Annotated in this window: 11 protein-coding genes; 6 read left to right on the top strand and 5 right to left on the bottom strand. The window is 74.7% G+C overall.

Translation table 11 applies throughout. The annotated features are described in order from the left end of the window. Window positions 1–8 precede the first annotated feature (8 nt). Entirely contained in the window at window positions 9–725 is a 717-nt protein-coding gene (locus ACIQFY_RS08815) for a ferritin-like fold-containing protein (protein ID WP_066652872.1), read from the top strand. Window positions 726–782: 57 nt separating this feature from the next. Here the strand turns inward: ACIQFY_RS08815 and ACIQFY_RS08810 are convergent, their stop codons facing one another. Together ACIQFY_RS08810 and ACIQFY_RS08805 are read right to left on the bottom strand one after the other, a co-directional pair. Further along, window positions 783–1079 carry a hypothetical protein gene (locus tag ACIQFY_RS08810; protein ID WP_400339455.1) on the bottom strand — a complete coding sequence of 99 codons (297 nt, stop codon included), beginning with the start codon at window positions 1077–1079 and terminating at the stop codon, window positions 783–785. 1 nt (window position 1080) lies between these two features. Continuing rightward, a complete protein-coding gene (locus ACIQFY_RS08805; protein WP_066657860.1) occupies window positions 1081–1305 on the bottom strand; it encodes a DUF3107 domain-containing protein in 225 nt (74 codons plus the stop codon). Window positions 1306–1422: 117 nt separating this feature from the next. On the opposite strand from ACIQFY_RS08805, the gene ACIQFY_RS08800 reads away from it, so the two are divergent. Both ACIQFY_RS08800 and ACIQFY_RS08795 read left to right on the top strand, forming a co-directional pair. After that, window positions 1423–4578, top strand: a complete 3156-nt coding sequence (locus ACIQFY_RS08800) for a PD-(D/E)XK nuclease family protein (RefSeq protein ID WP_400339452.1) — start codon at window positions 1423–1425, stop codon at window positions 4576–4578. Further along, window positions 4575–7961: an ATP-dependent DNA helicase gene (locus tag ACIQFY_RS08795; RefSeq protein ID WP_307810378.1), complete on the top strand. Its 3387-nt coding sequence runs from the start codon at window positions 4575–4577 to the stop codon at window positions 7959–7961. Before ACIQFY_RS08800 ends, ACIQFY_RS08795 begins: the two co-directional genes overlap by 4 nt. Before the next feature lie 179 nt (window positions 7962–8140). Here ACIQFY_RS08795 and ACIQFY_RS08790 read toward each other — a convergent pair whose 3' ends face one another. Further along, window positions 8141–9139, bottom strand: coding sequence for a phosphotransferase (locus ACIQFY_RS08790; RefSeq protein WP_066652883.1), 999 nt, complete (start codon window positions 9137–9139; stop codon window positions 8141–8143). A gap of 119 nt (window positions 9140–9258) precedes the next feature. On the opposite strand from ACIQFY_RS08790, the gene nudC reads away from it, so the two are divergent. Both nudC and ACIQFY_RS08780 read left to right on the top strand, forming a co-directional pair. Beyond that, window positions 9259–10194, top strand: coding sequence for an NAD(+) diphosphatase (gene nudC / locus ACIQFY_RS08785; protein WP_400339448.1), 936 nt, complete (start codon window positions 9259–9261; stop codon window positions 10192–10194). Beyond that, window positions 10191–11945, top strand: coding sequence for an ATP-dependent helicase (locus tag ACIQFY_RS08780; protein ID WP_209683617.1), 1755 nt, complete (start codon window positions 10191–10193; stop codon window positions 11943–11945). The genes nudC and ACIQFY_RS08780 overlap by 4 nt, the downstream gene beginning before the upstream one ends. Here ACIQFY_RS08780 and ACIQFY_RS08775 read toward each other — a convergent pair. Together ACIQFY_RS08775 and ACIQFY_RS08770 are read right to left on the bottom strand one after the other, a co-directional pair. Beyond that, window positions 11836–12693 (bottom strand): hypothetical protein, encoded by an 858-nt coding sequence (locus tag ACIQFY_RS08775; RefSeq protein WP_209683615.1) that lies wholly within the window; start codon window positions 12691–12693, stop codon window positions 11836–11838. The genes ACIQFY_RS08780 and ACIQFY_RS08775 overlap by 110 nt on opposite strands. Window positions 12694–12753: 60 nt before the next feature. Next, entirely contained in the window at window positions 12754–14175 is a 1422-nt protein-coding gene (locus tag ACIQFY_RS08770; RefSeq protein ID WP_400339444.1) for a zinc-dependent metalloprotease, read from the bottom strand. A gap of 169 nt (window positions 14176–14344) precedes the next feature. On the opposite strand from ACIQFY_RS08770, the gene ACIQFY_RS08765 reads away from it, so the two are divergent. Then, window positions 14345–15454 (top strand): S16 family serine protease, encoded by a 1110-nt coding sequence (locus ACIQFY_RS08765; RefSeq protein ID WP_251154721.1) that lies wholly within the window; start codon window positions 14345–14347, stop codon window positions 15452–15454. The last annotated feature ends 66 nt before the right edge of the window (window positions 15455–15520 follow it).

The raw sequence follows: 15520 nt of genomic DNA, 5'->3' as shown, positions 1-15520 counted from the left end.
CTTGGCGCGTGGTGTCGTGGTGGAACCGGAAGCGCGCTGCGCAGCTCGCCGCCGCGTGGCTGGCGTCGCGGAACCCGCGGAACGCCAAGCCCGTGGAGCGCCTGCAGCTGGACGACGTGAGTCCCGAGCTCGACGTGTACCTGGGGCAGGCGGCCTACCTGCAGCTGTCGCTCTACGAGACGATGGGTCGAGCCGGTGCCGCGGCGCCGACGATGTCCGGGCGACTCGTCACGGGCGTGCTCGCGACGACCGCGCTCGAGCGGCACCGGACGATCGTCGCCGAGATCGAACGAGGCGGGTGGGCGCCGGCGGAGCTCATGGAGCCCCACCGCGAGGCGATCGACCGCTTCCTGCTGCGCACGAGCGGCGCTGACTGGTACGAGTCGATGCTCACGGGCTACGTGACGGCAGGGATCCTCAACGACCTCTTCGGCAGCCTGCTCCGGTCGCTGCCGCTCGACGTCCGACAGCGGTTGCGGACGGTGTTCGACGCGCGCGAGGAACCGGCGGTCGTCGAGGAGCTGGCAGCGCACATCGAGCAGGACCCGCGGGTCGGGTCGCGCCTGGCGATGTGGGGCCGGCGGCTCGTGGGGGACACGCTGCTCGTGGCACGGTCGGCGCTGGCGGTCCACGCCCGTGAGGACCAGGAGAAGCTCGAGCCGGTGTGGACGGAGCTCATCGCTGCGCACACACGGCGGATGGACGCACTCGGCCTGACCGCCTGAGGCGCGGGCCGCGTCGACGGCCCGGGGCGCGGGGCGCGCTCGCTCGGGCCTGCTCGGTCAGGCGCGCTCGGTGCGTGCGCGCTCGAAGGCGTGCTCGTCTGCGGCCGTGCGACGACGACCCAGGACCCACTCGGTCACGACGGCGACGACCCCGGCACCCACCAGGGCCACGACCCAGATCCATCCGCCGTCGTACGGCCAACCGGCCCAGGTCAGGGCCTCCCACACGACGGCCGCCACGACGCCGCCGACGACGGGTCCGAGCAGTGCGCCGCGCGTCGAGCGCCACGGCACCACGACGTGCGCGACGGCCCCCGCGATGAGGCCGCCGAGCACGGCGAAGAGCAGCTCCACGTCAGGCGACGAAGCCGATGCGGCGGGACTCCTCTGCGCCGACCTCGACGTAGGCGAGCGAGGCGACGGGCACGATGAACCGGCGGCCCTTCTCGTCCTTGAGGGAGAGGTGGGTCGACTGCGACTCGAGGGCCGCTGCCACGGCCTGCTCGATCTCCTCGGCGCTCTGGGCGGTCTCGAAGGCGATCTCGCGCGGGCTGTTGATGATGCCGATCTTGATGTCCACGAGCACAGCGTATCCGAGCGGTACCCCGTCGGCCCGGGCGTTCGCCGGGGGCGCACCGCCGACGGCGGTCCCGGTGCGTCGAGCGTTGCTGTCGGCCGTCCTCGGTACCGTGTCCGCGTGCCCAGGACCACGCTGACGACCCTCCCCGAGGACGTCGGGGTCGTCCGCCCGCTCGTCGCCGACCCCGCGCAGGACGCCGTGCTCGCGCTGCCGGAGGGGCGGCACGCCGCCGTGCTCGGCGCGCCGGGCACCGGCAAGACCACCACGCTCGCGCGGCTCGTCGCCGACCGGCTCTCCCGTCCGGACGCGGTCTCGCCGGACGGTCACGCCACGGTGCTCGCGCTGACCTCGGCCCGAACCGCAGCCACGGCGCTCCGCGATCGCCTGGCGGCCGCGGTCGACCGGGCGGTCCCCGGCGCGCTCGCCCGGACGGTCAACTCCCTGGCCTTCCAGGTCGTCGCGCACGCCGCCGCGCTGCAGGGGCAGGAGCCGCCGACGCTGCTCACGGGTGGCGAGCAGGACCGCATCATCGCCGACCTGCTCGCGGGGCACGAGACCGACGGGGTCGGACCGGAGTGGCCGGCGCCGATCACCGCCGTCGTACGGGAACGGGCCGGCTTCCGCACGGCACTCCGCGACGTGATGATGCGCGCCGTGGCCGCCGGGGTGGAGCCCGAGGACATGCGGGAGCTCGCCGACGAGCGCGGTCGCCCCGAGTGGCGCGCGGTCGGTGACTTCGTGGACGAGTACCGCGCAGCGGTGACGGCCTTCCGTGGCAGCAGTCTCGACGCTGCGGAGCTCGTGGCGTTCGCGACCGCCGCGGTGCTGCGACACGAGGTCCCGGCGAGTGTCGCCGCGCTGCGCCTGGTCGTCGTGGACGACACGCAGGAACTCGTCGAGGGCGAGGTCGCCCTGCTCGGGGCGCTCGCCCGCTCCGGGGTGCAGGTCGTGGCGTTCGGGGACCCGGACATCGCGGCCTCGGCGTTCCGCGGTGCGGAGCCGGACGTGCTCGGACGCCTGGCCACCCGGCTCGGTGTGGCGCGCGTCGACGAGGTCGTGCTCGGCACGGTGCACCGGCACGCGGCACCGGTCCGGGAGCTCGTCGGCGCGGTGACGGCGCGCATCGGGGCCGCCGCGGCCGGACGCCAGCGCACCGCCGTCGCGTCGACGACCGGAGCCCGGAGCGACGCCGTGCTGCACCTCGAGGCCGGCAGCCGTTCGGCGCTCGTCGTCGCCGTCGCCCGGCGCCTCCGTGAACACCGGCTGCTGGACGGCCTGCCGTGGCACCGGATGGCCGTCGTCACCCGCAGCGGAGCCGCCATCCCGGAGCTCGTGCGTGCCCTGTCCGTCGCCGAGGTGCCCGCGACGGCCGGCGCCGCTCCGGTGCGCCCGCGTGACGACAGCGCTGCCCGGGCGCTGCTCGACGCCGCCGCGGTCGCGCTCGGGGTGCTCCCGCTCGGTGCCGACCTGGCGACGTCGTTCGCGACCGGACCCCTCGGGGGCCTGGACACCCTCGCGATGCGCCGTCTCCGGCTCGCCCTGCGTCGTGAGGAACTCGCGGGCGGCGGGACCCGTACCGCCGACGAGCTGCTCGTCGAGGCGCTCGGTGCCCCCGAACGGCTCGCCACCGTCGACGCCGGTTTCGCCCGACGCGCGACCCGACTCGCCCGCAGCCTCGTGCAGGCGCGGGCGGACGCCGCCGCGGACGCCAGCATCGAGGAGATCCTGTGGGGACTGTGGGAGCGCAGCGGCCTCGCGACGGCCTGGGGCGGGCAGTCCGCGGCAGGGGGTGTCGGAGCCGCCGAGGCCGACCGGCACCTCGACGCCGTCGTCGGGCTCTTCACCGCGGCGAAGCGCTTCGTCGAGCGCACCCCGGACGCGCCCGCGCGGGTGTTCGTCGACGACCTGCTCGGCGCCGACCTGCCCGAGGACTCCATCGGCCCCGACCGCACGGCCGGCCGCGTGCGCGTGCTCACCCCCTCGGCCACGATCGGGCTCGAGTGCGACGTGGTCGTCGTGCTCGGGCTCCAGGACGGTGTCTGGCCGAACACCCGGGTGCGGGGGAGCCTGCTCGACCCGGACGGGCTGGTCCGCGCAGCCGCCGGCATCGACGACCAGACCGTCGACGACCGGGCAGCCGTCATCGCGGACGAGCTCCGGTTGTTCGCCCGCGCCGTCTCCCGCGCCACCACCCAGGTCCTCATCGGCACGGTCGCCAACGACGACGAGGCACCGTCGCCCTTCGTCCGGCTCGTCCCGGTGCCGCCGGACCGGCAACCGACCGTGCACCCGCTGTCGCTCCGGGGCATGGCGGGTTCGCTGCGCCGCCGCGTCGTCGCCTCGGGCGACCACGAGGCGGCGTCCGCCCTCGCACGACTCGCCGAGGCCGGGGTCGCCGGCGCGTCACCGGACGAGTGGTACGGGACGGCCGAGCCGACGACGGAGGAACCGCTGGTCGACCTGGACGCCCCGCCGGCGCCCGAGCACGAGGACGGCGAGCCGGTCGCCCCGACGGTCGCGGTGTCGCCCTCGCGTATCGGCACCTTCGAGGAGTGCCCGGTGCACTGGTTCGTGCAGACCTTCGGTGGCAGCGCGCCGAGCCCGGCCATGGGCATCGGGACGATCGTCCACGAGGCGATGGAGCGGGCCACCGCGGTCGACGTCGAGTCGCTGTGGGACCACGTGGAGGGGCGCTGGGACGAGCTGACCTTCGAGTCGCCGTGGGTCGCCGACCGCGAACGCGCGCGGACCCGGCGGATGATCGAGGGGCTCAGCGACTACCTGCGCACGTTCGCGAGCGCCGGTCGACGGCTGCTCGGCGCGGAGACGTCGTTCGCACTCGTGACCGGGCCGGCGCGGATGCGCGGCAGCATCGACCGCATCGAGGTCGACCCCGACGGGCGGGTCAGCGTCGTCGACCTGAAGACCGGCCGCTCCATGCCGAGCGAGAAGAACGACATGCCGGAGCACCCCCAGCTCGGCGCGTACCAGCTCGCGGTCGAGGACGGCGCGGTCGAGGGGGTCCCGGCGGGCGCGCCGATGGCCGACGCCCGACTCGTCTTCGTGCAGAACCCCCGCTCGGGACAGGCGTACTCGGAGCGCACGCAGCACGCCTTCGACGACGAGGCGCGCGAGGCCTACCGGGAACGGTTGCACGCCGTCGCGCGGGGGATGGCCGGCCGGACCTTCCTGGCGAACGTCGACGACCACTGCGACCGGGCGCGGACCGGCGTCGAGTGCCGCATCCACGTGGTGGGGGAGGTGACCTGGTGACGACCGGTACCGACACGCAGCCCGGGGCCGACGCAGGTGTCGACACCGCCGCACCCCCGGCGGCCCACGACGCCGACGCGCCCCCGGCGGCCCACGACGCCGACGCGCCCCTGGCGGCCCACGACGCCGACGCGATCGCCGACGCCCTCGGCCGACCGCGCCCGACCGACCAGCAGCGTGCGGTCATCGAGTCGCCGCTCGCTCCCGCGCTCGTCGTCGCGGGAGCCGGCAGCGGCAAGACGGAGACGATGGCGTCGCGGGTGGTGTGGTTGCTCGCGAACGGGTTCGTCCGTCCCGCCGAGGTGCTCGGGCTGACGTTCACCCGCAAGGCGGCCGGTGAGCTGTCCGTGCGCATCAACGACCGGATCCGTGCGCTCGAGGACGTCGGGCTCCTGACCGCCGGCGACGCCTTCGAGGCCCCGACGGTCTCCACCTACAACGCGTTCGCCAACGCCGTGTTCCGCGAGAACGCCCTGCTGGTCGGACGCGACGGCGAGTCCCAGGTGCTCACCGAGCCCTCCGCCTGGCAGCTCGCCCGTCGGGTGGTCGTCGGTGCGCGGGACGACCGGCTCGCCGGGCTCGACCGCGACGTCGACACCGTGACCGCTGCCGTCGTGGCCCTCGCCGGGGCGGTGTCCGAGCACCTCGTCGACCCGGCCGACCTGCGTCGCTTCGCGATCGACTTCGGCGCGCTGCTCGAGCTGCCCGGGAACGCCAGGGGCAACCCCTACAAGGCCGTGACCGACACCGTCGCAGCGATCGGAGCGCTGGAGCCGCTCGTCGACCTCGTCGAGGAGTTCCGACGGCAGAAGGTCGACCGCGGCTTCGTGGAGTTCTCGGACCAGATCGCCCTCGCGCTCGCCGCGGCCGAGTCCGCCCCGCGGGTGGTCGACGACCTGCGGAGCCGGTTCCGTGTGGTGCTCCTCGACGAGTACCAGGACACCTCCGTGGTGCAGACACGCTTCCTCGCCCGGCTCTTCCGCGGACACCCGGTGATGGCGGTCGGCGATCCGCACCAGTCGATCTACGGCTTCCGCGGGGCGAGCGCGGCGAACCTGGCCCGCTTCCCGCGCGACTTCGCGGTCGCACCGGTCGCACCGGTCGCACCGGACGCACCGGACGCACCGGTCGCACCGGACGCACCGGTCGCGGGGACGGACGGTGCCGGAACGCCGGCGCCGGTGACCTTCGCCCTGTCCACGAGCTGGCGCAACCCGGTCGACGTGCTCGCCGGCGCGAACGCCGTCGTCGACCCGCTGTCGGCTGCGTCGGAGGTCGCCGTGGAGCGACTCGCGCCGCGACCCGGTGCGGACGCCGGCACGGTGACGGCCGTCTTCCCCGAGACCCTGCCCGAGGAGGCGGACGCGGTCGCCCGCTGGTTCGCGGACCGCCGGAGTGCCTCGCCGGAGGGCTCGATGGCGCTGCTGCTGCGCTCGCGGAAGGACCTGTCGGCGTTCACCGCCGCGCTCGGTGCACACCGGGTGCCGTTCCACGTGCTCGGCACCGGCGGCCTCCTGCAGCGACCCGAGATCGTCGACCTGGTGGCGTGTCTCCGGGTGCTCCACGACCCGGCGGCCGGCAACGACCTCATCCGCCTGCTCGCCGGCGCACGGTGGCGGGTCGGTGCCGCCGACGTCGCCGCGCTGCACGAACTCGCCCGCTGGCTGTTCCGCCGCGACCACACGCAGCAGCGCCTCGACGACGAGCTGACCGCGGCGTTCCGCGCGTCCGTCGCCGCCGGGGAGCACGGATCGATCGTCGACGCGCTCGACTTCGTCGCGAGCGCCCCCGACGAGCACGGCGCCCTCGAGGGCATCAGTCCCGCCGGCCGCCAGCGGATGCGCGAGCTCGGGCAGCAGCTCGCCGCGCTCCGGGCCCGGGCGGCCGGGGACCTGGTCGACTTCGTGACCCTGGTCGTGCAGGAGATGCGGCTCGACGTCGAGGTCGCCGCCCACGAGCAGGGGAGCGCCGCCTTCCTCGACGCGTTCGTCGACGAGCTCGCCGGGTTCGTGACGACCGACGACCGCGCCGACCTCGGTGCCTTCCTCGGCTGGATCGACGCCGCCGCCCGCCGCGACGACATGGGCCCGCGGTCGGAGGAGCCGGAGGCCGGCACGGTGCAGATCCTGACGATCCACGGGTCGAAGGGCCTGGAGTGGGACGCGGTCGCGGTGCCGCGGCTCGTCGAGGGCGCGCTCCCCGCCCGACCGCAGGAAGGATCCTCGGGGTGGCTCGGCTTCGGCCGCCTGCCGTACGAGTTCCGCGGGGACGCCGACGAGCTCCCGCGGCTCGAGTGGCGGGGGCACGCGGACCAGAAGGGCGTCGTCGACGCCATCGAGGCCTACAAGGAGCAGGTGAAGGCCCGGAACGAGGACGAGGAGCGTCGGCTGACCTACGTGGCGCTGACGCGGGCACGGCACGACCTGCTCGTGTCCGGGTCGTCGTGGGCCGGCGGGGTCAAGCCGACGCCGCCGAGTCGGTACCTCCGGGACCTCGTCGCGGCAGGGGTCGTCGCTGCCGACGCCGTCCCCGACGGCACCGTGCACGAGGAGAACCCCCTCGGCGGGGACGGGGCGACCCAGACCTGGCCGCACGTGCCGTTCGGGCAGCGGGGTGCCCGGGTCCTCGCGGCAGCCGAGCGCGTCCGGAACGCGAACCCCGGTGCGGCCGGGCGCTTCGCGGCGGACATCGACCTGCTGCTCGCCGAGCGGCAGGCTGCACGGTCGGACCGGCGCCGCGTCGCGATCCCGCACCGTGTCCCGGCCTCGGGGTTCAAGGACTACATCGGCCAGCCGGACGCGGTCGCCGAGCGCCTGCGCCGGCCCATGCCGGAGCGGCCGTACCGTGCGACCAGGCTCGGCACGCTCTTCCACCAGTGGGTCGAGCAGCGCGCGCGCAGCGGTGGCTCGCTCGAGACCCTCGACCTGTGGGACGACGAACGCGACCTCGACGCGGACGAGGCCGTGGACGCCTCGACCGACGCCGCGGTCACCGACGACGACGCACGACGACTGGCGGCGTTCCAGGCGACCTTCGCCCGGTCACGCTGGGCCGACCTGACCCCGGTGGAGGTCGAGCGCGAGATCCACATCCCGTTCCTCGGGCACAGCGTGGTGTGCAAGCTCGACGCGGTGTACGAGATCGACGGTCGCGCCGAGGTGGTGGACTGGAAGACCGGCAAGGCACCGACCGGCACGGCGGACCTGGCCGCGCGGCAGCTGCAGCTCGCGCTGTACCGGGTGGCGTACGCCGAGTTCACCGGGCGACCGGTCGACGAGGTGGACGCCGTCTTCTACTTCGTCGCGGACGACCTCGAGGTACGGCCCACGGCGCTGCTCGACCGTGCCGGTCTCGAGCGCGCCTGGCAGGAGGCGCTCGGCTGATCCGGTGCGTCGACCGGCCGGGTGCGTCGACCGGCCGGGCCCGGTGCGTCGGCCGGCCGGATCAGGGCTGGGCCGCTGCGGCACGTGGACCGACGCCGTGTCGGACGGGAGGCGCGGGGCGGGGCCGCGGGGAGCCTCCCGTCCGATGGGTGGTCGCGACGGACGGGGCGGCGGCCGGGTCAGCCGTGTCGACGCTCGGTCGACGACAGCAACTGCTCGACCTCGCCGATCTCCATCGTCTCGGGGGAGACCGACTGCAGCGGCGCCGCGCTCGGGGTCTGCACGGCGTCGACCAGCCGGTGCATCATCGCGACCGCGTCGTCGACCACCTCGGTGCTCTTCGCCTGCACGCCGTGCAGCAGCCACTGGGCGGTCTCGAGCTCGTGGTGGACGCGGGCGCGCTGGGCGAGCTGGCGGTCCCGACCCCCGCCGTTCGCCTCGTACGCACTGATCACGGTGTCGAAGGCGTCGCGGTGACCGGCGAGCACCCAGGCCAGGTCCTTCGCGGGGTCGCCGAGTCGGAGCTCGCCCCAGTCGAGGACGCCGGTGACCGAGTCGCCGTCGACCAGGACGACCCCGGTGCCCAGCGCGCCGTGCACGACCGTCGGGGTGAACTGCCAGAGCTGCTGGTCGCGCGCAGCGCCCTCCCACCGTTCGACGAGTGCGGCGGGCACGAGCTTCGTGGCGACCGCGCGGTCCATCACGGAGACGGCGGAGCGCAGGACCTCGAACGGGGTGAGCGACGGCAGTCCCGCGTCCGTCACGAAGCTCGTCGGCAGCTGGTGGACGGCCGCGACGGCACGGCCGACGGCGGTCGCGAGGTCGGGACGCTCGGTCAGGTCGCGCAGCGTCGGGTGGGTGCCCGGCACGTAGGTCGTGACGATCGCCCGGGTCGAGCCGATCGGCGCCTGACCGCGGTACTCGGCCACGGCGAACGGCAGACGCGAACGGATGCCGGCGCTCAGGGCACGGATCGCGACGAGGTCCGCGGACTGCCGGGCCTCGGCCCGCTGGTTGCGCGGGCGACGGATCGCACTGAGCGCGCCGTCCGCGTCGCGGAGGACGGCCGACTCGTAGTCACCGGAGGCGGCCGAGCCGAGTGTGCGCGTGCCCGTGACGACCAGACCGGGAACGGCCGTGGTCGCCAACGCGGCTAGAGTGAACTGGGATCCCGCCATGCCCCTCAGGGTAGGTCCGCGTCCGGTGCCGGAGCGCACGCCACGCTGGCCTGTGCAAGCCCGGGCACCGTCCACAGGGTCCCGTTGAGAAGCCCGTCCCGATCGAGGAGCACCCCGCCGTGACCGTCGAGTTCGCCGCCAGACTCCCGCTGTCCCGCAACGAACTCGACCGCGACGCGGAGTTCCGGACCACCCCCGACCTCGACCGCGTCCTGCGCGCCGACCCGAACACCCGGTGGCTGCCGGTCCGCGGTGCCGAGCTGCTCCGTGACGCCGACGGCGCGCTCCGGTTCGTGGGCGCCGACGCGGTGCCCGAGCACGCGGTGACGCTCTACCTCGGCCGAGCGGTCACCGACGCCGCCGACGCTCCCGCCGGCACGCGCTTCGCCGCCGCGCTGCTCGACGCGACGGCCGCCGCCGCGATCGAGCCCGACGACGGGGCGTGGTCGAGCCTGCGCATGTTCGGCACCGAGCTGTCCGCCCGCGACCAGGGCCTCGCGGTCGAGGCCGTCGCGATGGCGAACTGGCACGCCGTGCACGGGTTCTCCCCGCGCACCGGCTCGCCGTCCGACGTCGTCAGCGGCGGGTGGGTCCGCCGCGACCCCGAGGGGCACGAGCTCTTCCCGCGGACCGACGCGGCGATCATCGTCGGGGTCACCGACGCCGACGACCGCATCCTGCTCGGGTCGAACGCCGCGTGGGACGCCGACCGCTACTCGCTGCTCGCCGGCTTCGTCGAACCGGGGGAGTCCCTCGAGGACGCCGTCCGCCGCGAGGTCTGGGAGGAGTCCGGCGTGCGCGTCGAGGAGCCCGAGTACCTCGGGTCGCAGCCCTGGCCGTTCCCCGCGTCGCTCATGGTCGGCTTCCGCGCACGCGCCGTGGACGGCGATCCCTCGACCGCTCGACCGGACGGCGTCGAGATCCTCGACGTCCGGTGGTTCTCGCGCGACGAGGTCCGCGAGCGTGCCGGCGACACCCTGCTGCTGCCCGGCCGCACGTCGATCGCCCGCGCGATCATCGAGGAGTGGTACGGCGGGCCGCTGGACGTGCCGTGACCGATCCCCGCGCGGCGACCGGTGCCGCACCGGTGCGCCCGCCGTCGCCGGACGAACTGCTCGCGGCGCTCGACGCCGAGCAGCAGACCGTGGCCCGGACGTTGCTCGGCCCCGTCGCCGTGCTCGCCGGCGCAGGGACCGGCAAGACCCGGGCGATCACCCACCGGATCGCGTACGGGGTCGCGACCGGCACGTACTCGCCGAACCACGTCCTCGCGCTCACCTTCACGACACGGGCGGCCGGGGAACTCCGGTCGCGGCTGCGCGCGCTCGGCGCCGGGACGGTCCAGGCGCGGACCTTCCACGCCGCGGCGATGGCACAGCTCAGCTACTTCTGGCCGGACACCGTCGGCGGGCACGCCCCGCGCATCGTGGAGTCCAAGGGACGGGTCATCGCGCACGCCGCCGACACGGTCGGGATCCACGTGGACACCCCGGTGCTCCGCGACCTCGCGGCCGAGGTCGAGTGGCGCAAGGTGCAGATGCTCACCTACGACGAGTACGAGGCCGCTGCGGCCGACCGGGTGATGCCGCGGGACACCCCGCCCCGGCGGGTGATCGACCTCATGAAGGCGTACGAGCAGCTCAAGGACGACCGTCGGCAACTCGACTTCGAGGACGTCCTGCTCGCGACGCTCGGCATGGTCGAGTCGGAGCCGCGGGTGGCCTCGTACGTCCGACAGCAGTACCGGTTCTTCGTCGTGGACGAGTACCAGGACGTCTCGCCCGTGCAGCACGACCTGCTGCGCGCGTGGCTCGGCGGCCGCGACGACGTGTGCGTGGTCGGTGACGCCAGCCAGACGATCTACTCGTTCGCGGGCGCGTCGAGCCGGTACCTGCTGGGCTTCGGGTCGGAGTTCCCCCGCGGGTCGGTCGTGCGCCTCGAACGGAACTACCGGTCGACGCCCGAGGTGGTGCACGCCGCGAACACCCTGATGCGCGGGCAGCCCGGTGCGCTCGACCTCGTCGCGCAGTCCGCCGAGCGGGGCCCGGAGCCGGAGGTGCTGCCCTGCGTGCACGACGGCGACGAGGCGCAGACCGTCGCCCGTCGCATCGGCGAGCTCGTGGCGTCGGGAGCGGCGTTCGGCGACTGCGCGGTCCTGTTCCGCGTCGGCGCGCAGTCCGCCGCGCTCGAGTCCGCCCTCGGTCGCGCCGGCATCCCGTACCGGGTGCAGGGCGGCACGCGGTTCTTCGACCGGCCCGAGGTGAAGCTCGCGGTGCACCACATGCGCGGCGAGGCCGTCCGGCAGACCGACGACGAGCTCACCCGCCGGGTCGGGCTCGTGCTGCAGCTGAGCGGCTGGACCCCGACGCCGCCGGACGGCACCGGCGCGGTCCGCGACCAGTGGGAGGCGTTGCAGGCGGTCATGGGCCTGGCCGAGGCCGCGCCCGCCGGCACGACGATGCAGCAGTTCACGCAGGACCTGGTCGACCGTGCGGCGACCCACCACGAGCCGGAGCTCGACGCTGTGACCCTCGCCACGCTGCACTCCTCGAAGGGTCTGGAGTGGCCCCACGTCGTGGTCGTGGGCGCCGCCGAGGGGCTGCTGCCCATCTCCCACGCCGCGACCGACGCCGAGGTCGACGAGGAGCGCCGGCTGTTCTACGTCGGGCTGACCCGCGCGCGTCGCTCGGTCACCGTCACGTGGTCACGGCAGGGTTCCACGCGCGGGGGTGCCCGGGCGCCGAGTCGGTTCCTGGCAGCGCTCGACAGGCGCACCGAGGGTGCTGTGCCACCGGCAGCAGGCTGACCGTCAGGTCGTCGCGGTCGAAGACGACCTGCTCCGTCGTGGGGACCTGGGTCCGCAGGGGCAGGCGCTGCACGAGCATCCGCACCGCGGCCGATGCGACCGCTGCGCGTCGCCAGGGCGACAGCGGTGCTGCCGGCCGACCCCACACCTGGGCGGCCAGCGCGGGCCACGCCGGGTCCTCGTCCACGCGGGCGTACTCGACACACTGCAGGCACGGGCCGTCGCCCGGGACGACCACCGGCCCGAGCCGGATCCGACCGTCGCCGACCACGAGCGACAGGTGCGGGGTCCCGCGCCGCGCCCACGCCGACCGGAGCGCCGGGTCGACGACGTGGTCGACGACGACCACCGCGAGTGCGGGGGTCGGGTCCGGCAGCACGACCGGCCCACCGCGGCGCGCGGCCGTCCGGGCCACCGTCACGCCCTCGCCGGAGAGCATCTCGGCGACGGTGTCGGCGAGGACGCCGTCCCCGTGGACCTCGACCCGGGCGAGCGGCTCGGGCAGGACGTCGACGACGGCGGGGGAGGCGTCACCGAGCACGCGGGCCGCCACCTCGGGCCTGCACCCCGTCGTCCCGGCGAGGGCGGTCAGGGCGTCGCGGCTCGTCTCCCGCCGGAGCGCGCAGAGGAAGCGCTCCTCGGCCACGGTCGGGACGGGGACGACGGCGCGCGGCGGGTCGACGCCGAGCTGCACGGTCCCCGGGTCGCGCCAGACGAACTCGAGCGTGGGGTCGATGCGGATGCCCATGCACCCACGCTGGCGGAACGGCCGGCCCCGTGGGGACCGGCCGTCACGATCTGTGGAGAACTAGCGGGGTCCGGCGCCGGGGGTGTCGTCGCCCGCAGCGCCGTCGTCCGCGGGGCCGCCCTCGTCCTCGATGCCGCCGCTCTCGTCCTCGCGCGGGCGATCGCCGGAGGCGTCGTTGAGCAGGTCCTCGAGCGCCTTGTCGAACGCGTCGTCCTCGGCGGAGCGACCCGGATTGCGCAGCCGCAGCACGAAGGCGTCCGGGTCGTCCACGTCCTCGGCCGTCGGCACGGCGTCGAAGTGCGACCACAGGGCGTCGCGCTCCTCGGCCCCGAACTCCTCGGTGACGCGCTGCCAGAGCGCAGCGGCCTCGCGCAGTCGGCGGGGACGCAGCTCGAGGCCGACGAGCGTGGCGAAGGCCGACTCCGCGGGACCACCGGCGGCACGGCGACGGCGGACCATCTCCGCGATCGCGTCGGACTTCGGCAGCCGGACGGTCGCGGCGGCGGTGACCGTGTCGACCCAGCCCTCGACGAGCGCGAGCATCGTCTCGAGCCGGCCGAGCGCGGCTTCCTGCTCGGGCGTGCGCGGCGGGATGAGCGCCCCGGACGCGAGTGCGTCGCGCAGCTGCTCCTGGTTGGTCGGGTCGATCTCCGAGGCCAGCTCCTCGACCCGGTCGAACGGGATGTGGATGCCCCGTGCGTAGTCGGTGATCGACGAGATGATGTGCAGCCGGAGCCAGCGGGCGGAGCGGAAGAGCCGGGCGTGCGCGAGCTCACGGACGGCCAGGTAGATCCGGACCTCGTCCTCGGGCACGTCGAGGCCCTCGGCGAACTCGGCGACGTTCTGCGGCAGCAGTGCGGCGACCTGCTCATCGAGGAGCGGCACGCCGACGTCGCCGCCGGAGACGACCTCCTTCGACAGCTGCCCGACGACCTGGCCGAGCTGGATCGCGAACAGGGCGCCGCCGACGCCGCGCATCGCCTTCGAGACGTCGCCGAGCATGGCCTTGAGCTGCTCCGGCGCGCGCTGGTCGATCGCCTCGGTGAGCGCGTTCGCGATGCTCAGCGCCACCGGCTCGGCGATCTGTGCCCAGACCGGGGTCGTGGCCTTCGCCCACTGCTCCCGCGTGTACAGGCTCGGCGTCGCGGTGAGCTCGGGGACGCTCGTGGCCTCGTCCAGCCAGAGCGCGGCGACCTGGAACGCCTGGTCCGATGCCTGGGCGGTCGCCGGGTCGACCGGGTGTCCGCCGTCGCGCGCGATCGCGGTCGCACGCTCGGACGCGACCGAGAAGTCGATGCCGTCCCCGCCGGACTGCGCCGCGCGCTGGAGCTGGCTCATCAGGTTCGCCACGAACGCCGGGTCGTTCGGCAGTCCGGCCGCGCCCGCGAGCTGCGACGGGTCGATCTGTCCCTCTCCGGAGAGCAGCTTGCGCAGCATCTCCTGGAAGTCGTCGTCCGGCCCCGGCTGCGGTTGATCAGGCATGACGACTACGCTAACCGCTGCTCACGGGGCCGCGCCCGGGATGCTCCCGAGGGGACGCCCGGACCGCTGCGCCGAGGGCGAACAGCCTGCGAGCACGCGGGCGACCGACCCGCCAGCGCGCGGGTGCACCGCCCGCACCCGCGGGCGCCCCGCCCGTGGAAGGACGTCCGTGACCCTCTTCGCCCCCGCGCCCCGTCGCCGTTCCCGCGCACGCACCGTCGGCTGGGCGTTCGTCATCGGCGCGGTCGTGCTCGGACTCCTGGCGAGCTTCCTGCCGAGCCCCTACCTGATCGAGGTGCCCGGGCCGGTCTACAACACGATCGGCACGCAGCGGCAGGGGCAGGGCAAGGACGCGAAGGACGTCGAGCTCATCCAGATCGACGGGGCGGAGACGTACCCGACGGGTGGCGCGCTCGACATGCTCACCGTGGGCATCCAGGGTGACGCCACGAACCGCCCGTCGTGGACGAGCGTGATCCGCGCGCTGTTCTCGCGCTCCGAGGCGGTCATCCCCGCGAGCGCCGTCTACCCGGAGGGCACCACCACCGAGCAGGTGAACCAGCAGGACGAGGCCGACATGCGGTCGTCGCAGCAGTCCGCCGTCGCCGCCGCGCTCATCCACCAGGGCCACGACCTGCCGACCGAGCTCCGGGTCGGGACGGTGCAGGAGGGCTCCGCCGCGGACGGCACCATCCGCGAGGGCGACGTCATCACGGCCTTCGACGGGGAGCAGCTGACCGAGAACGTCGACGCCGGGTCGCTCCGCGCGGCGGTCGCGGAGCACGGGACCTCGTCGCCGGCGACCGTGACGCTGCTGCGCGACGGGAAGCGCGAGCAGGTCGAGGTCACCCCCCGCGAGGAGCAGGGGACCCCGCTCCTCGGGGTCGGCGTCACCGAACGGTACGACTTCCCCTTCGACGTGAAGATCGCGCTGCAGGACGTCGGCGGCCCGTCCGCCGGCATGATGTTCGCGCTCGGGATCATCGACGAGCTGACGCCGGGCGAGCTCAACGGCGGGAAGCACGTCGCGGGCACCGGCACGATCACCGCGGACGGCGAGGTCGGCCCGATCGGTGGCATCCGGCAGAAGCTCTACGGCGCGAAGGACGCCGGTGCGACCGTGTTCCTGGCGCCGGCCGACAACTGCGACGAGGTCGTCGGCCACGTGCCGGACGGACTCGACGTCTACAAGGTCGCCACGCTCGACCAGGCGGTCACCGACCTCGAGACGATCGCCGCGGGGAAGAGCACCGCCGGGCTCGCACGCTGCGGCTCCTGACCCGGCCACCCGCACGGCGCGACGTGCGCGCTCGACGCGATCCGCGCCTCCCGGCCGACCGGCCTG

The sequence above is a fragment of the Curtobacterium sp. NPDC092190 genome (assembly GCF_044755625.1).
Taxonomy (GTDB): domain Bacteria; phylum Actinomycetota; class Actinomycetes; order Actinomycetales; family Microbacteriaceae; genus Curtobacterium.
This window is presented reverse-complemented; position numbering and strand designations above follow the sequence as displayed.